Source organism: Pseudoalteromonas sp. SR45-1 (assembly GCF_014163655.1).
Taxonomy (GTDB): Bacteria; Pseudomonadota; Gammaproteobacteria; order Enterobacterales; family Alteromonadaceae; genus Pseudoalteromonas; species Pseudoalteromonas distincta.
The window spans coordinates 85,280-103,453 of the sequence record NZ_JACJDR010000016.1; the positions used below are offsets into that span (position 1 = coordinate 85,280).

The window sequence follows — 18,174 nt, forward strand, 5'->3', positions numbered from 1 at the left end:
CGCCCTCGTATTTTACTGCGTTGACTCCGCCTTTTTACGGCTCATAATTTTACCTGCGATGCTTTGCACAGTGCCTTTTAGTAAGCTGCGTTTGTTTTCAAGCCGTGGTAATGGGCGACTAAGCTCCATTGCTTTGTAACCAATACGCGCTGTAAAAATACCGGCGCTGACCCCTTGCGCAGCTCGTCCCGAAAGCTTACCTAAAAGCTCAGCACTTAGTGCAGTTGCAGCAAGGTCAGATACAAGCTCTGCACTGCCTACAAACATCACTTGTTTTATCAGCATACGGTATAACTTTATACGGCTCGCGTAGCCAAAACCAATGCCATAAATTTTACCAATTTGTTCTATTAACTTAGTACCGCGCCAAAGCACGGCCATCATATCCACCAGCGCAAGTGGGCTTAAGGCAACTAGCAGTGCAGATTCAGTCGCAAAACGATTTATAAGCTTTTTAGCTTTGGTGTCTTGGGTTATTAATAAACTATTGGCGTACAGCGTCATTATTTCTTTGTCGCTGTGATGCATCGCTACTTGGTTTTTAAAGGTTTCAAAGTTATCAAGCTCCTGATGTTTATTGAGCTTTTCGAGCCAAGGTAATGCACCACCTACTTGCTCACTATTTAAAAGCCTGTCGGCTTCAACTCGGTGCAATTGGTTACGCTTTAAACTGCGGAGCATTCGGTACTCTCGCCACAATAAGCGCCCTATTAGCAGTACGCCACTTACAACCGCAGTTAAATAAACACTGCCTAAAATAATTGACTGCTCGAAAGCAAATAATAACGAGTACGCAAACTCTAAAAGCACCAGTACTATAAAACTAATAGCAAAAACACCTTTAAGCGTTTGCCACTTTGACTTTTTGTACACCGGTTCCAGATCTATTTCGGGCTCTAGTGCTTCATCTTCAAGTTCTTCGTAATCACTTTGCCCGTGCTGAATAATTTTTGCAGGTGCTAAAACGGGTTCGTTTTGTTCAATGCTTTGCGTATCTATCCGACGCCCTGCTTGAAATGTTTGGTTTGACTCACTCATGTTAATTTGTCTCCTAGCAGGTACTGCATGACATGATCTAATCGAATATGTTGTAGTTGTTTATCGGGGCTCGGCATTGGAGAGAACGATAAAAACTCAAATCCCTGTGCTGGCCACTCATTTTTATTAAGCATCCGCGAGGGTGGTTGCGGCGGTAGATACGTAAGCCAATCAGGCTCGTGTAATGGTTTACCGTAAATGCAGTCAAGCGTTTGGCCTTTGTCGGTAATTTGGCGCGGTTGCGTTGCTGTAATTGACGACATGGCCATGGTTTCTATTTTTACACCATCAAACTTTAAATGATTACTTTGCTCATGCACGAGCGAATCAAGTAGCAGTGCTAAATCTTTATGGTGCTTAGCACTTATGTGATCTGATTTATTAGCTGCAAATAATATTTTGTCTATGTTGGGCTTAAATAAACGTTTAAAAAAGCCCGACTCGCCATAGTTAAAATGTGCGAGTAATTGGTTTATTACACTGCTTTGCTCTTGGAGTGTTTCGTGCCCTTCGTTTAATGCACTAAGTACATCTACAAGTACAATTTGGCGATCAAAGTGCCTAAAATGCTCATTATAAAATGGTTTTACAACTTCTTTTATATAGGCGTTAAAACGCTTAATTAAATGCGCTAAATTAGAACCCGCAACGACATCGTCACCGTTTATTTCACCCGATACCGGAAAAAACAATAACAATGGCGCGCCTTGTAGGTCGCCAGGCATAAGCATGCGCCCAGGTTGCAACATGGCAAGTTTGGTGTCTTTTTTAAGCCCGACTAACATGCTTTGATAAAGCTGAGCAATATGAGCAAGTGCGTTTTCATCAACGGGAGCGTTTAAGTCAAGTTGCTCAACGGCCATTAAAAAATCACTTGATGTGTTTACGCGCGAAGGCTGAGTTAATAACGGATATTGCTGCTCGCACCATTGAGAATAGCTTTGCTCAAGCATAGGTAAATCAAGGAGCCATTCACCCGGGTAGTCAATAATATCTAAATAAAGCGTTGATTGCGGCGAAAAGTGCCCACGCAGCCCTGCATTACTTTGATACTTTATTGCCAAGCGCAGCGTATTAATACGCTCGGTAGATGCAGGCCATGTAGGCATCCCATCGCTGGGTAATAAAGTATTGAGTGCTCGAGGGTAATTAAACGTAGGGACTTTTAACGCCTCTTGCGGCACAACTTTAGTGGCCACATGGCGGTGCTCGCGCATTACATCAAAAAAAGGTAAGTTTTTATCGTCCGCTTGGGTTGTTAAGTGTTTAACAAGCGCGGTAATAAAGGCAGTTTTACCACTACCACTTAGGCCAGTTACGGCAAGCTTTACGTGTTGGTCTAAACTGCGATGAAGGGCTTTTTGTGCTTTGCCTTTAATGCTTTTAAAGGTCTTTTTTGCAAATGATTGGCTCATAAAGTGTCTTGCACCTAATTTGCCGTAATTTATCACGCTGCAAATAAGGTGCTATTAAATCCTTTAAAGTTTGTTAATTTCACGGCTCACCGTAAACTCGCTTGAAGTTACATGGCGCTCCATATCTTGAAGGCGAGTATCTACACGCGTTAAACGCTCTTTTAAATCTTGCAATGCGCGGCGCGGCGGCTCGCCTTTTTGCCATACTTTAAATTTTACTTCTAGCGGATCATCAGTTTTAGTTGAGCTTTTTGTTTGCGCTGTTGCGGGCTCTTTTTTATCTAAAATGAACCAGGCTGCAATATACGCTACCACAAATAATGGGCCACCCGTTAGCAGTACCGCACTAACAAATATAATGCGAACTAACCATAACTCCATATTAAAGTAGTCACTTAATCCCGCACACACACCGGCTATTTTACCGCGTTGTGGGTCTCTTAATAATTCGCGTTTGGCACTCATACTTTGCGTCTCCATTGTGGTGACTCTTGATCAAGCAATGCTTCAAGTGTTTCTAATCGATCAGCCATTTTTTCAGCTTTGTGTGCAAGCTCAAGTAATTGGCGATGTTCGTGCTCACTTAAACCTTGGCTTACTTGTTTCTTGCTACGGTAGTGCAAAATTAGCCACAGCGGAGCAACAAAAATCATAAACAAGATAAATGGTGCAACTAATATCTCTGGATCAAACATAATCCTCTCCTGACAATCCGTTTTGATGTTTTTAAGCTGGGGCACAAGGGCCCCATATATTTTTATATGTAATTATTTATCAGCTAACTTCTTTTTAAGTTCGGCTAGCTCATCATCTATCTTTTCATTTTTTTGTAGATTAGCAATTTCATCCGCTAACGTCTTTTTACCTAAATCGTACGACTCAATTTGAGATTCTAGTCCATCAATTTTGGTTTCGTAACGTTCAAAGCGGTTAAGTGCTTCTTCTACTTTTGAGCTATCAAGTGTCTTTTTCACTTCAAGGCGCGACTCAGCCGAACGTTGGCGAAGTATAATCGCTTTTTGACGAGATTTAGCATCTGCTAGCTTTTCTTGTAGCGTCGTTACTTCTTGCTGTAATTTCTCAATATGAGACTCTACATGTTCAAGCTCACTCGCTACTGAAGCAACTGCATCTGCCGACTTTTGCTTTTCAAGTAAGGCTGAACGCGCTAAATCGTCGCGGTCTTTACTTAAAGCCAGTTCGGCTTTATCTTGCCAATCACTTACCTGCGCTTTAAGTGTATCTAAGCGGCGTACAATTTCTTTTTTCTCAGCCAATGTTTTAGCTGATGTAGAACGTACTTCAACAAGCGTATCTTCCATTTCTTGAATAATCAGACGAACCATTTTTTCTGGGTCTTCTGCTTTATCTAAAATGGCGTTGATATTAGAATTAACGATATCTGCAAAACGTGAAAAAATTCCCATAACATTTACCTCTGTAATTAAAACTTAGTTAGTCTGCTATAACTAGTATCAATATGCTTGCCAACTTTTTAAAAGTTAAAATACACTTTATTTTCATTACGTTAAACTAAATATACAAATTTCTTTAGTTATCCCTAATTATGAAATACACTAACTGTTAGTAAAAATGACCAAGAGTTAGGAAATATGAGCCAATATCGCCAACAGGATAATTTACTCGGCCAATCAGATAGCTTTCTGTCTGTATTAGATCAGGTATCGCAACTGGCTAATTTAGATAAACCGGTACTTATTATTGGTGAACGCGGCACAGGTAAAGAGCTAATAGCAGCACGCTTACACTTTTTATCAAAACGCTGGGATCAAAACTACGTAAAGCTTAACTGCGCAGCGCTTAACGAAAACCTACTCGAAAGTGAGTTATTTGGTCACGAAAGCGGTGCTTTTACGGGGGCAAGTAAACGTCACGAAGGTCGTTTTGAACGCGCTAACAGCGGCACACTGTTTTTAGATGAATTAGCTAATACCTCAGCTATGGTACAAGAAAAACTGCTGCGCGTTATAGAATACGGTGAGTTTGAACGTGTTGGCGGCAAACAAACTGTAAAAGTAGATACCCGCTTAGTGTGTGCGACAAACGAAGATCTTCCTTATTTGGCCGAGCAAGGTGAATTTAGAAGTGATTTACTCGACCGTTTAGCCTTTGATGTAATTACCCTGCCACCACTGCGCGAACGCCAAGACGATATTATGCTTCTTGCTGAGCAGTTTGCGATGAATATGGCGCGCGATTTAGAGTGGGAACTGTTTAGCGGTTTTACCCGAAGCGCAACAGAAACACTGCTTAGTTATGACTGGCCTGGTAATATTCGTGAACTTAAAAATGTGGTTGAACGCAGTTTGTATCGCCACGGTAGTGAACATATTCCCGTTCACCAGATTATTTTAGACCCATTCGATAGCCCATTTAGACCAAAAGCGCGCATTAAAGCACCTATAGCAGCTCAAACGGTTAATGCCGAGCCTATTGTTGTTGCGCCACCGATTACTCAAGCAAGCAGTAATGTAGCCGTCGATATTCAATTTCCGTGCAGCTTAAAAGAGCGTTCAAACGACTTTGAAATAAACATGATTAATAAAGCACTCGAACATAGCCAATTTAATCAAAAGAAAACTGCAGAAGTACTTGGTTTAACGTATCATCAATTACGTGGTTATCTTAAAAAATACAACTTGTTGGATCAACAATAGTCAGAGGTTATGCGGGTGCATAAATTATTACTTGTTTTGCTTACCACCACTTTAGTTGGTTGCCTTGATAGCAAAGAAGAAATCATAGAAGAAAAAAACCAAGGCTTAGTTTATTGCGCTGAAGCTAACCCTGTGTCGTTTAATCCGCAAGTCACGACCACCGGTTCAACTATTGATATAATTGCTAACCAATTATACGACCGCTTAATTAGCATTGACCCTGTTACGGCAGAGTTTCAAAGTGAGCTGGCGACCGATTGGAAAATTAGCAAAGATGGTAAATCGGTTACCTTTACCCTGCGTAAAGATGTAAAGTTTCATACAACTTCTTATTTTACCCCATCGCGGGACTTTAACGCCGACGACGTTATATTCACCTTTAGCCGATTATTCGATGTATATAATCCATATCACTTTGTGGGCGATGCCGATTACCCGTATTTTCAAAGTGTAGGAATTGATCAACTTATTCGCAAAATTGTGCGCGTGTCTGACTACCAAGTCCGTTTTGAATTGTTTAATCCTGAAAGTAGTTTTTTAGCTAATATGGCTACCGACTTTGCCGTGGTGCTTTCAGAAGAATACGCCATGAAACTTAAGAAAAATAATCAAAAAAACTTATTTGATCAGTACCCTATTGGCACCGGCCCGTATATTTATAAAGAATACCGCCGAGATCATCTTGTGCGCTTTTACCGTAACCCACTTTATTGGAAGCATGACGTTGCACTTGAGCAATTGGTTTACGATATAACCCCTAACGGCACTACGCGCATAGCAAAAATGCTGACTAAAGAGTGCGATGTAACGGCTCATCCAAGTAGTGCACAATTGAGCATTTTAGCGCAACGCGATGATATAAACGTCGAAAAAGAAACAAACTTAAACATAGGTTATTGGGCATTTAATACAGAGCGTGCTCCGTTTGACGACTTACGCGTACGCCAAGCGCTTGCGCACGCAATAGATGTAGATAAAATAATGCAGGCGGTTTATTACGGTAACGGTACTCGCGCACAATCTATTTTGCCGCCAACCTCTTGGGCATTTGAGCCACAAGAAGATATACCTACGTTTGATCCAGAACTTGCTAAAAAATTACTTATTGAAGCAGGGTTGCCTAATGGCTTTGATATGACGATATGGGCTATGCCTGTGAGTCGTATTTATAATCCCAACGCACGTAAAATGGCTGAGCTTATGCAAAGTGATTTACGCAAAGTAGGGGTTAACGTCAGTATTGTAGAATATGAGTGGAATACGTTTATTCAACGTATTGGCGAGCATAGGCACGACAGTGTATTACTTGGTTGGGCCGCAGATACACCCGACCCTGATAACTTTTTTAGCCCGCTGCTGAGTTGCACCGCTACTTTTAGTGGCAAAAACCCTGCAAACTGGTGTAATCCCCAATTTGATTTATTGCTTACTAAAGCACTAGACACCACTGATTTAAACAAACGTAAAAAATACTACGAAGATGCACAAAGCTTAATTATTAAAGAGTTGCCGTTATTACCAATTGCTCATGGCTTGCGCTTTCAAGCAAGTAGCGCTGATGTGGAAGGCATAACACTTGGCCCGTTTGGTGCTATTTCGCTTGCTAATGCGAGGAAAAAATAATGATCTTAGATTATATTTTACGTCGCCTTGGTTTGTTCTTTTTTATGATACTAATGCTCAGCGTATTTACGTTTTCACTGGCGTATTTATTTCCCGGTGATCCGCTAAGTAATTTAAGTGGCATACCAAGTGGTAACTTTGCACAGCATAGTGAGCTTGAGGATAAATATTTATACAACAGCAATTACTTTATGCAATACATTGCCTTTTTAGGGAGAATATTTCAAGGCGATTGGGGGCTTTCATTTGCCTCTGGTAACAGCGTGTTTAGCCATATTATTGACTTACTACCGGCTACTTTAGAGCTAAGCGTATATGCATTAATTGTATCGGTTGTTATTGGTGTACCTACTGGCATTTTAGGCTCTGGCTATCATAAACGCTGGCCCGACAAACTTATAAACTCTGTCACTATGGTAGGTTATTCAATGCCTGTGTTTTGGCTCGCATTGTTGTTAATAATGGTTTTTTCATTAAAGCTTGGCTGGTTTCCTATGTCGGGCAGAATGGGCCTCCTTTACGAAATACCCGCCAGTACAGGGTTTATATTAATTGATATTGCTCTAGCTGGATTTCCATATAAAGGAATGGCCTTTGTTGATGCGCTGCGTCATTTAACACTCCCTACTATTGTATTGGCCATGTATCCAACCACGGTATTAGTGCGCTTTACTCGCGAGTCTATGCTTAAGGTAATGGATCAAAACTTTATTAAAACAGCTAGGGCAAAAGGCCTTAACCGCCGTCAACTTATCATGCACCATGCACTGCGTAATGCTCTACTACCGGTAATTAAGCAAATTGGTTTGCAATTTAGCACCTTGATAACACTTGCGATGATTACTGAAGTTATTTTTTCTTGGCCGGGTATTGGCCGATGGTTAATCGATAGTATTTATCAGCGCGACTTTCCTGCAATTCAAGGCGGATTAATGGCGGTGTCTTTATTTGTTATTTTAGCCTCTATTACAGCTGAGCTTACTTACACTTTATTCGATCCACTCTCGCGGAATCAGGCCCATGGCAAAGTTTAATTTATTTTCTGAAGAGTCGAATAAATCGCCACTTGCGCGATTTTGGCGCAAATTTAAAAACAATCACCCAGCTTTGGTTGGTTTATGGATATTTATGGCGTTTGCATTATTGGCCGCCACAGCTCCTTTTTTAGCGCCCTATGGCGTAAACCAACAGCATAGTGATGCACTACTCATACCGCCCTCATGGCGAGAAATGGGCGATGTACGCTTTATTTTAGGCACCGATGATTTAGGCCGTGATGTACTCTCGCGCTTAATGAATGGTGCAACATATACGTTTGGACTTTCTGTTGTAGCTGCCCTAATCACGACCCTGTTTGGTGTATTAGTGGGGACTTTTGCAGGGATTAGTAAAGGGTTGCGTTCAAGCTTTTTAAATCATTTACTTGATATAACACTTTCTATTCCTTCTTTGTTATTGGCCATAATAATAATCGCCATACTCGGCCCTGGTTTAATGAATACCGTATGGGCAATTATTTTAGCGTTACTACCGCAATTTATTCACTCGGTGCGCAACCTAATTGTTGATGAATTAAGTAAAGATTACATTACTGCGTTTAGACTCGATGGCGCATCTAATTGGCATATAATATCGCGCGGTATTTTCCCTAATATTTATGAGCATATTGTGGTTATATTCACGATGGCGCTTTCTACTGCGATATTAGATATTTCAGCACTGGGATTTTTAAAATTAGGGGCTCAACCACCGACGACCGAATGGGGCGCAATATTAGCCGAAAACTTAGGCCTTATTTATCTAGCGCCGTGGACTGTAGCGCTACCTGGTGTACTGTTATTTTTAGCCGTGTTATCTACTAATTTAGTAGGCGATGGCCTGCGACAAGTGCTAAAAGCACGTAAGGCTGATTAAATGCAATTACTCGATGTTCGTAACTTAACAATTGAACTACGTACCTCTGAAACTGTAATTAGAGCCGTAGACAGAGTGAGTTTTAGCTTAAAAGAAGGTGAAGTACATGCGCTTGTAGGCGAATCTGGCTCTGGTAAAAGCCTAATAGCAAAAGCGATTATTGGTGTATTAAACGAACGCTGGGATATTACTGCCGACCGTATTCATTGGCGCGGCGTAGACTTAATGCGTTTAAGCCCAGAGAAACGCCGTAAAATAGTAAGCCAAGATATAGCGATGATCTATCAAGATCCAAGTCGCTGCCTTGACCCAACCGCTAAAATATTTGACCAAATTGCCGAAACACTCCCAGAGGTCGCAACTAAAGGTTTCTTTTTAAAGCGCAACCGCGAGAGAAAAGACAGAGTAAAAGCGCTTATTCATAAAGTGGGCATTAAAAACCACGAAGCAGTACTAAGTAGTTACCCTCATGAGCTCTCAGAAGGCGTATGTCAAAAAGTAATGATTGCAATGGCCATTGCCCGCACTCCAAAGCTATTGATAGCAGATGAGCCAACTACAGCGCTTGAGAGCACAACTCGCGCACAAGTATTTAGATTACTAAAAAGCTTAAACCAACTTAAAAATATGTCTATTTTAATGATCTCTCATGAACTTGAAGAGATTGCACATTGGTCGCATGGCATTCATGTTTTATATTGCGGGCAAATGGTTGAAGCAGGCCCAACCCATGAAATATTCAAACAGCCTCGCCATCCATACACGCAAGCATTACTAAAAAGCTTGCCAGACTACGAGCAAGGCTTAGCACATAAAGAACCTTTTTATGCGCTTAAAGGGACTATCCCTACTCTGCAACATTTGCCTATTGGCTGTCGCCTCGGGCCGCGTTGCCCACAAGCGCAAAAAGCCTGTGTGGTTACACCAGCCCTGACTAAACATCATGGGCATAGTTATGCGTGTCACTTCCCGTTAATTAAGGACATGAAATAATGCAGCCACTGTTAAAAGTACAAGCACTTTGTAAAACCTTTAATGTGCGAGCTGGGCTTTTTTCACGTAAAAAGTTTGAAGTCCTTAAAAACATTTCATTTTGCGTAGGTAAAGGTGAAAGCATTGCCATAATTGGCGAAACAGGCGCAGGTAAAAGTACGTTGGCAAAACTACTTTCAGGAGCTGATAGCGCTGATAGCGGGCAAATTTTGCTCGAGAATAATATTATCGAAGATAATGGCGTACGCGATAATCAATGTCGCCATATTCGTATGATTTTTCAAGATTCAGCTGCATCGCTCAACCCGGGCTTAACCATTGGCGAAATGCTTGATGATTGCCTGCAATATAATACTGAGCTTGATGCTAGTGAACGCACTGAAAAGATTGATGCAACGCTTTCTAAGGTGGGTTTGTTAATCGATCATAAACACTACTACCCGCATATGTTTAGCGTGGGGCAGTTACAGCGTGTAGCGTTTTCTCGTGCATTAATTTTAGATCCTAAGGTGATTGTACTTGATGAAGCTGTTTCGTCTTTAGATCCCTCTATACGAGCGCAAATAGTAAACTTGTTACTTAAGCTGCAGCGCGATACAGGCCTTACGTATGTGATGATCACTCATCATTTAAGTTTAGTACGTCACATTAGTGATTTTGTAGTTGTACTTGATAAAGGCGAAGTGGTTGAATACGGTCCTACTGAAGATGTTTTTCAAAACCCTCAATCAAAAGTAACGCAGCGTTTATTAAGCTGCTAAAGCAGATTATAAATACCTAACTTTTTTGTAAGGTAACCGTATTTAACTAGGTCTTCTTGTTAATTGTATTTAATTAACAAGAGATCTCATGCTTAAACAAAAGTTACTACTTAGCCTTTCCCCATTACTCCTTCTATCAGCCTCAGCTATTGCTGATACAAATTGGGTTGGTGGCGTTGATCATTTAGGTTTAACCGTATCAAACTTAGATGCATCCAAAGCATTTTTTTACTGATGTACTTGGCTTTAAAACGCTAGGGAATGACCCAGCCTATCCTGCTTATTTTTTATCAAACAATAAAATAACCATTACATTATGGCGCGTGAAAAACGATGCAAAACGTGTGGAGTTTAATCGAGCAGAAAATGTGGGCTTACACCATTTAGCACTCAGTGTTGAAAGTATCAAAAAGTTAAGCGAACTACATGAACACTTAAAAATGCAAAATAATATTATTATAGAGTTTGCACCCGAAAACTTAGGTAGCGGCCCAACCCAACATATGATGATAAGAGAGCCTAGCGGCAATCGGATTGAGTTTATTGCCAGAGGTAATTAAAAGACAATAAAGAAAGGCGCTTTAAAAGCGCCTTTCTTTATGAGCTAAAATTAATTACTCAACAGTTTGTGTAGCCGTTGGTAAGTTAAGCTCAGCATTGGCTTTAAGCGCTTCAATAAATACCATGTAGTTTTTATTAGCTTGCGCCATAGTAATGCTTTGTTTTGCTTGAGGGTCAATATTAGCTGCAACTTGTGCATCCGTTACCGACTTAAGCGCAACAATTGCTGCATCACCATTATTTAAATTAACGAGATCGACTACCGCAGAATCCGCTGGGTGAGCCATTTTAAAAGCTTGAGTCACAATAGCAGGTGAAACAGTGTAGCTTTGACGTGTTAACTTAGCTTCTTGGCGAAGTGTTAAGCTTTGCTCGTTAGCAACATCGTTTAAGCTCTTACCTGCTTGTACTTCTGCAAATAAGCTACGTGCCTTTTCTTTAGCAAGCTCAGATGATTTTTCATTCACTAAACGCGCTTTAATTTCCTCGCTTACTTCGTCTAACGGCTTAGTAGCAGCAGCTTTGTGCTCGTTAATACGAACAATGATTGCATGCTCATCGCCAAGCTCAATAACTTCAGAATTTACTTTATCTTCAAGTAAATCAACTGATGTTAGTGCTGTGACAACTGCAGGGCTGTTTAACGGCTCTGGTAGAGCATTAAGTGCTAAAAGAGGTGTAGATTTAACTTCCACTTCAGCAACTTCTGCAGCATCATCTAAGCGGTCTGAAATTTCAAATGCAAGTGCACCCATTTCAGTTTGCTTTTCGTAAAATGCATCAATTTTTTCAGCTTGTTCTAATTCAGCACGTAAGTCAGCTTTAACATCGTCATACGCTTTAACTTGTTGTGATTGAATGTCAGTAAGTTTAATTATGTGATAACCAAACTCAGAAGTAACAACGTCAGAAATATCACCTTTATTTTCAAGCGCGAAAGCCGCGTCTTCAAATGCAGGGTCCATTACATCACGCTCAATCCACTCAAGATCGCCGCCCATTTCGCCACTAACGATATCGTCAGACGATGATTGTGCTAACTCAGCAAAGTCTGCACCTTGCTCTAGCTGTGCATGAAGAGCATTGGCTTTTTCTTTTGCTGCATCATCGTCTTCACTGTTATCAATTAAGATATGTGATACGCGACGCTTTTCTGGCTCAACGTATTGTGCTTTGTTTTGCTCATAATACGCTTTAACGTCATCCTCGGTTACCGATTCAACATTGATATCTGCCGCTTTAAGCTCAATGTAACTTACTGAGATAAGCTCTGGAGATAAAAATTGAGATGCGTTTAAGTCGTAGTAATCAGATACTTCTTGATCTGATACTTCAACATTCGCGGCAAGTGCCTCTTTGTTTACAACTACGTAATCAATACTACGAGTTTGCTGCTGAAGAGCAATTGCGCTTTTCAGCTCGCTCTCTAGAGCAAAGTCTGTACCTGCAACAGCAGATACTACCTGGCTGCGTGTCATATCTTTACGTAAATATTCACGAAAAGCGTCTGGTTGAAAATTCATTTGACGAATTACTTGTAGGTAACGGTCGTTATTAAATTTTTCACCAATTTGAAAGTACGGTAATTCTAAAATTGTTTTACGTACACTTTCGTCGCTTACGCGAAGGCCTAAATCAGCCGCTAGCTGTGATTGCAATTCTTGTTGTACTAAGCGGTCAACTACACCTTGACGAATTTGTGCCATGTAATTTGGATCAGCTGCAATTTGTGTAAAGTATTCACCAAATTGTTGCTCTAAACGGCTACGTTCATTTTGGTAAGCACGGTTAAAATCGGTTTGACTAATTTTAATTCCATTTACTTCAGCAACGGGTTGTTCTGTGGTTTGACCTAAGTAACTACCGATCCCTGCTAAGGCAAAAGATAAAATCACCGCGCCTAAAATTATTTTGGCTACAGGTCCTTGCGAACCTTCTCTGATTTTCTCAAGCATTTGTTTATCTCTTTTTGATCAAGGTATTTTACCTTGTCACATGTAAAAAAAGCGTATCTTACCAGATACGCTTTTTCACTTGAAGTAACTGGCGGAAAAGTTACTTAACTCATCTGTTGTGGTGAATCAGTAACTTTACACTCGCCATAACTAATGTGTTTAAAACAGTGATTAGTTTACTGCGTCTTTAAGCGCTTTACCGGCTTTGAAAGCTGGAATAGTTGCAGCAGCAATTTGGATAGTTTCACCAGTTTGCGGGTTACGGCCTGAACGTGCAGCACGTTCACGTACTGAGAAAGTACCAAAACCTACAAGTGCAACTGAGTCGCCATCTTTTAGCGCGCCAGATACAGATTCGATGAATGAATCTAGTGCACGACCTGCAGCCGCTTTAGAAATGTCAGCATCAGCTGCGATTTGATCGATTAATTGAGATTTATTCACAATATCATCCTCTTTCATTGTTATTATCAAGAGCGATGGTTTTTTAAACTAACATCACTTTTTTGAAAATTTTAGAGCAAACTTTTAATGCCCACATGATTATATTTTTCTTAAGCCTAGGCCCCGTAAGGGCTAGGCTTGAAAACCAGTGCTTAACTTATCATACCGTTTAGATTTGAAAAGCCCTAAAAAGCACTTTTTTTATGTTTTTTCTTGGTTTTTAGGTGTTTCGACCGAAAAACTCTCAACAGGATGCACTAAAGCAAGCTTTAACACCTCGTCAATCCAAGTAACTGGGTGAATATCAAGACCTGCCAGCACGTTGTCTGGTATCTCTTTTAAGTCACGTTCGTTAATTTTTGGAATGATCACTGTTTTAATTCCACCACGATGCGCCGCTAATAACTTCTCTTTTAAACCACCAATCGGAAGTACTTCACCGCGTAGTGTAATTTCACCAGTCATAGCAACATCTGCTCGTACAGGATTACCCGTTAAGCTAGATACAAGACCCGTTACCATTGCTGCGCCCGCACTAGGACCATCTTTTGGTGTTGCGCCCTCAGGTACGTGTACGTGAATATCACGTTTTTCGTAAAAGTCGCTGTTAATACGGAAAGTATCTGCTCGATTACGCACAACCGTCATTGCAGCTTGAATCGACTCTTGCATTACATCGCCAAGAGAGCCGGTGTAACTTAACTTGCCTTTACCTGGCACTGCCGCACATTCAATTGTTAGCAAATCACCGCCAACTTCTGTCCATGCTAAGCCTGTAACTTGACCAATACGGTCGCCATCTTCAGCTTTGCCATAGTCAAAGCGCTGCACACCTAAAAACTCTTCTAGGTTATCTTGATTGATGGTCACTATTTTAGTGTCTTTTTCAAGTAAGATATTTTTAACGGCTTTACGGCATAGTTTCGAAATTTCGCGCTCTAAGTTACGTACACCCGCTTCACGTGTGTAATAACGAATAATGCCAATAATTGCGCTGTCTTCGATAACTATTTCAGACTCTTTTAAACCGTTACGTTTAACTTGTTTAGTAATTAAGTGCTCTTTTGCAATGTTTAGCTTTTCATCTTCGGTGTAACCCGACAAGCGAATAACTTCCATACGATCTAATAATGGACCAGGAATGTTAAAGCTGTTTGATGTTGCTACAAACATAACGTCAGATAAATCGTAATCGACTTCAAGATAGTGATCGGCAAAATGACTGTTTTGTTCCGGATCAAGCACCTCTAACAATGCTGATGCTGGGTCGCCGCGCATGTCCGATGACATTTTATCGATTTCATCTAATAAGAATAATGGGTTTTTAACGCCCACTTTTGTCATGTTTTGAATTAGCTTACCTGGCATTGAACCTATGTATGTACGACGATGACCGCGAATCTCAGCTTCATCACGTACGCCGCCAAGCGCCATACGAACATACTTACGACCAGTCGAACGTGCAATAGATTGCCCAAGTGATGTTTTACCAACACCTGGTGGTCCAACTAAACATAAAATTGGCCCTTTGAGCTTATTAGTACGCTGTTGTACTGCGAGGTACTCAATAATGCGTTCTTTTACTTTATCTAAGCCGTGGTGATCGCTATCAAGAATTTTTTGTGCGCCTGCTAAGTCTTTTTTCACTTTAGAGCGTTTTTTCCATGGCACATTAATTAATGTATCTATGTATGAACGCACTACAGTTGCTTCTGCAGACATTGGCGACATCATTTTAAGCTTATTGAGCTCTGTAGTTGCCTTTTCTTTAGCTTCATCAGGCATGCCTGAATCTTCAATACGCTTTTTAAGCGCTTCAAATTCATCAGGCACATCATCAAGCTCACCAAGTTCTTTTTGAATGGCTTTCATTTGCTCATTGAGGTAATACTCGCGCTGAGATTTTTCCATCTGCTTTTTAACGCGGGTACGAATTTTCTTCTCAACTTGCAATAAGTCTATTTCGCCTTCCATTAGTGCCATTAAATATTCAAGACGTTCTGTGACACTTGAAATTTCGAGCACTTTTTGTTTTTCAGGTACTTTAAGCGGCATATGCGCTGCCATTGTGTCGGCAAGACGTGCTGGCTCATCAATACCTGAAACCGAAGTTAGTACTTCAGGTGGAATTTTTTTATTTAGCTTTACATAGCCTTCAAACTGGCTAATTGCGCTTCGGATAAAAATATCTTGCTCTTGTTCATCTACAGAATCAGATTCAATAAATTGAGCATTAGCGACAAAAAAGTCATCGTTATCTACAAATTCTTCAATTTGTGCGCGCTGTGTACCTTCGACTAAAACTTTAACTGTACCGTCTGGTAATTTTAATAACTGAAGTACAGTGGCAATAGTACCGATACGATAAATATCATCTTGCTCTGGTTCATCTACAGTTGCATCTTTTTGTGCAACCAAGAAAATTTGTTTGTCTTTGTCCATTGCCGCTTCTAGGCATTTTATTGATTTTTCACGGCCAACAAAAAGCGGGATCACCATGTGCGGGTATACCACAACATCGCGCAGTGCAAGGACTGGGATTTCGACTCGGTCGGTTCTCTCAAGCGTCATTATAGTTTCTCTTCGCACTTCATTTATTTTAAAGATTACTCAAGTATATGGGGATAACCTAATTAAAGTTCAACAATTTTCCCTAACTCGATTAAATTAATTATAAAAAAAGGAGCCTAAGGCTCCTTTTTCCATTCAAATAGCTTAAAAACTATTCTGATGCAGCTTTATCTTGTTTATTATTTTCATAAATCAAGATTGGATCTGACTCACCTTTAATAACGGTTTCATCAATAACTACTTTGCTTACATCATCCATTGAAGGAAGCTCGTACATAGTATCAAGTAGTACACCTTCAACAATTGAACGAAGACCACGTGCGCCTGTTTTACGCTCCATTGCTTTGTGGGCAATTGCAGCTAAGGCATCATCGCGAAACTCAAGTTCAACGTCTTCCATACCAAACAATACTGAAAACTGTTTAGTAATCGCGTTTTTAGGTTCACTCAATATTTGTACAAGAGCTGCTTCATCAAGTTCTGTTAGCGTAGCCACTACCGGCAAACGACCTATAAACTCAGGAATTAAGCCATATTTAACTAAATCTTCTGGCTCTACATCTTTAAATGTTTCACTTAAAGAACGACTCGCCGCAGACTCTTTTACGCTAACGCCAAAACCGATACCGGTGTTTTTATGGCTACGTTGCTCAATTACTTTATCTAGGCCTGAAAATGCACCACCACAAATAAACAAGATTTTAGATGTATCTACTTGTAAAAACTCTTGCTGTGGATGTTTACGACCACCTTGCGGTGGAACAGAAGCAACGGTGCCTTCAATCAGTTTAAGTAGCGCCTGTTGAACGCCCTCGCCTGATACGTCACGCGTAATTGAAGGATTATCTGATTTACGAGAAATCTTGTCAATTTCATCGATGTAGACAATACCGCGCTGTGCTTTTTCAACATCGTAATCGCACTTTTGTAAAAGCTTTTGAATGATGTTTTCAACATCTTCACCTACATAACCTGCTTCGGTTAATGTAGTGGCATCGGCCATAGTAAACGGCACGTCAAGTAGGCGCGCTAATGTTTCTGCAAGTAATGTTTTACCACTACCTGTTGGGCCGATAAGCAAAATATTACTTTTACTTAATTCAATGTCTTGCTTAGTCGATTGGTTACGTAGGCGTTTATAATGGTTATAAACGGCAACAGACAATACTTTTTTAGCATGGTCTTGACCAATAACATAATCGTCTAAGTGTTTACGAATTTCTTTTGGTACAGGTAGTTTGTCAGACGTATCATGCTTAGGAGCAATGTCTTTGATCTCTTCCCTGATAATATCGTTACACAACTCTACACATTCATCACAAACGTATACTGAAGGGCCTGCAATTAATTTACGCACTTCATGTTGGCTTTTGCCACAAAAAGAGCAGTATAACAATTTATTACTTTTGTCGCCGTCTGTAGGAGTGTCAGACATTCAGCTACCTCATTTTATTACGTTGGCCACCAAAACTATTGGCGGCTATTTCAATACGCTTTAACTATACCAAAATTTATTGGTTTTCGCATAGTAACTCAAAGTGGCAAACAGGCAGTCCTGCTTACCAAGCGCTTACTTTTTGTCGCGATTTGTAAATACAGAGTCTACCAAGCCGTAATCTACAGCTTGCGAAGCACTCATGAAGTTATCACGATCAGTGTCTTTAGAGATAATATCTAATGGTTGGCCTGTATGCTCAGCCATTAAGCGGTTAAGCTTATCTTTAATAGACAGAATTTCTTTAGCGTGTATTTCAAAGTCAGATGCTTGACCTTGGAAACCACCTAATGGTTGGTGAATCATCACACGTGAGTTTGGTAGGCAAAAACGCTTACCTTTAGCACCAGCAGTAAGTAAAAAAGCACCCATACTTGCAGCTTGACCTACACATATTGTACTTACATCTGGTTTGATGAAGTTCATTGTGTCGTAAATAGCCATACCCGCAGTTACTGAACCACCTGGTGAGTTGATATATAAAAAGATATCTTTATCAGGGTTCTCTGATTCTAAAAATAGCATTTGCGCTAAGATCAGATTTGCCATGTTGTCTTCAACTTGACCTGTTAAAAAGATAATACGCTCTTTTAATAATCTCGAATAAATATCATACGAGCGCTCGCCTTTTGGTGTTTGTTCAACAACCATTGGGACCAATGCATTTAGGGGATCTGTAATACCAGTATTCATACTTATTTAATTCCTTATGCGCTTATACTTATC

16 protein-coding genes and 1 pseudogene are annotated in these 18,174 nt (G+C 40.4%); 7 read left to right on the plus strand and 10 right to left on the minus strand.

Features of this window, described 5'->3' with window-relative positions; translation table 11 throughout:
* Positions 1-12: 12 nt before the first annotated feature.
* The 5 genes from H5089_RS15850 to pspA all read right to left on the minus strand — a co-directional run bounded on the left by H5089_RS15850 (position 13) and on the right by pspA (position 3,880).
* The gene (locus tag H5089_RS15850) at positions 13-1,038 is read right to left on the minus strand and encodes a TIGR01620 family protein (RefSeq protein ID WP_024603638.1); all 1,026 of its coding nucleotides are present in this window, start codon (positions 1,036-1,038) and stop codon (positions 13-15) included.
* A complete protein-coding gene (locus H5089_RS15855; RefSeq protein WP_182712636.1) occupies positions 1,035-2,453 on the minus strand; it encodes a YcjX family protein in 1,419 nt (472 codons plus the stop codon). The genes H5089_RS15850 and H5089_RS15855 overlap by 4 nt, the downstream gene beginning before the upstream one ends.
* 63 nt (positions 2,454-2,516) lie before the next feature.
* On the minus strand, positions 2,517-2,918 hold the full coding sequence (pspC, locus tag H5089_RS15860; RefSeq protein ID WP_024596503.1) for an envelope stress response membrane protein PspC: 402 nt from the start codon (positions 2,916-2,918) through the stop codon (positions 2,517-2,519).
* Entirely contained in the window at positions 2,915-3,148 is a 234-nt protein-coding gene (pspB, locus tag H5089_RS15865; protein ID WP_024596504.1) for an envelope stress response membrane protein PspB, read from the minus strand. The genes pspC and pspB overlap by 4 nt, the downstream gene beginning before the upstream one ends.
* Positions 3,149-3,220: 72 nt before the next feature.
* Positions 3,221-3,880: a phage shock protein PspA gene (gene pspA / locus H5089_RS15870; protein ID WP_007376832.1), complete on the minus strand. Its 660-nt coding sequence runs from the start codon at positions 3,878-3,880 to the stop codon at positions 3,221-3,223.
* Between the two features lie 186 nt (positions 3,881-4,066).
* Here pspA and pspF point away from each other — a divergent pair, with 186 nt between their 5' ends.
* The 7 genes and pseudogenes from pspF to H5089_RS15905 all read left to right on the plus strand — a co-directional run bounded on the left by pspF (position 4,067) and on the right by H5089_RS15905 (position 10,982).
* Positions 4,067-5,131 carry a phage shock protein operon transcriptional activator gene (pspF, locus tag H5089_RS15875; protein ID WP_182712637.1) on the plus strand — a complete coding sequence of 355 codons (1,065 nt, stop codon included), beginning with the start codon at positions 4,067-4,069 and terminating at the stop codon, positions 5,129-5,131.
* A 15-nt stretch (positions 5,132-5,146) separates the two neighbouring features.
* Positions 5,147-6,754, plus strand: coding sequence for an ABC transporter substrate-binding protein (locus H5089_RS15880; RefSeq protein WP_024596506.1), 1,608 nt, complete (start codon positions 5,147-5,149; stop codon positions 6,752-6,754).
* Positions 6,754-7,788 (plus strand): ABC transporter permease subunit, encoded by a 1,035-nt coding sequence (locus H5089_RS15885; protein WP_002958336.1) that lies wholly within the window; start codon positions 6,754-6,756, stop codon positions 7,786-7,788. Before H5089_RS15880 ends, H5089_RS15885 begins: the two co-directional genes overlap by 1 nt.
* Positions 7,775-8,668 carry an ABC transporter permease subunit gene (locus H5089_RS15890; protein WP_002958337.1) on the plus strand — a complete coding sequence of 298 codons (894 nt, stop codon included), beginning with the start codon at positions 7,775-7,777 and terminating at the stop codon, positions 8,666-8,668. Before H5089_RS15885 ends, H5089_RS15890 begins: the two co-directional genes overlap by 14 nt.
* Positions 8,669-9,661 (plus strand): oligopeptide/dipeptide ABC transporter ATP-binding protein, encoded by a 993-nt coding sequence (locus H5089_RS15895; protein WP_002958338.1) that lies wholly within the window; start codon positions 8,669-8,671, stop codon positions 9,659-9,661.
* Complete coding sequence (locus tag H5089_RS15900) at positions 9,661-10,422, plus strand: ATP-binding cassette domain-containing protein (RefSeq protein ID WP_002958339.1); 762 nt, start codon at positions 9,661-9,663, stop codon at positions 10,420-10,422. The genes H5089_RS15895 and H5089_RS15900 overlap by 1 nt, the downstream gene beginning before the upstream one ends.
* 88 nt (positions 10,423-10,510) lie before the next feature.
* Positions 10,511-10,982: pseudogene (locus tag H5089_RS15905) on the plus strand (VOC family protein).
* Positions 10,983-11,036: 54 nt separating this feature from the next.
* Here H5089_RS15905 and H5089_RS15910 read toward each other — a convergent pair.
* The 5 genes from H5089_RS15910 to clpP form a co-directional block, all read right to left on the minus strand.
* Positions 11,037-12,938, minus strand: coding sequence for a SurA N-terminal domain-containing protein (locus H5089_RS15910; RefSeq protein WP_182712638.1), 1,902 nt, complete (start codon positions 12,936-12,938; stop codon positions 11,037-11,039).
* A gap of 171 nt (positions 12,939-13,109) precedes the next feature.
* Positions 13,110-13,400, minus strand: coding sequence for an HU family DNA-binding protein (locus H5089_RS15915; protein ID WP_158000827.1), 291 nt, complete (start codon positions 13,398-13,400; stop codon positions 13,110-13,112).
* A gap of 183 nt (positions 13,401-13,583) precedes the next feature.
* The gene (gene lon, locus H5089_RS15920) at positions 13,584-15,953 is read right to left on the minus strand and encodes an endopeptidase La (protein WP_182694190.1); all 2,370 of its coding nucleotides are present in this window, start codon (positions 15,951-15,953) and stop codon (positions 13,584-13,586) included.
* A gap of 151 nt (positions 15,954-16,104) precedes the next feature.
* Positions 16,105-17,388: an ATP-dependent protease ATP-binding subunit ClpX gene (clpX, locus tag H5089_RS15925; RefSeq protein WP_002958344.1), complete on the minus strand. Its 1,284-nt coding sequence runs from the start codon at positions 17,386-17,388 to the stop codon at positions 16,105-16,107.
* A 135-nt stretch (positions 17,389-17,523) separates the two neighbouring features.
* Positions 17,524-18,141 (minus strand): ATP-dependent Clp endopeptidase proteolytic subunit ClpP, encoded by a 618-nt coding sequence (gene clpP / locus H5089_RS15930; RefSeq protein WP_002958346.1) that lies wholly within the window; start codon positions 18,139-18,141, stop codon positions 17,524-17,526.
* Positions 18,142-18,174 lie beyond the last annotated feature (33 nt).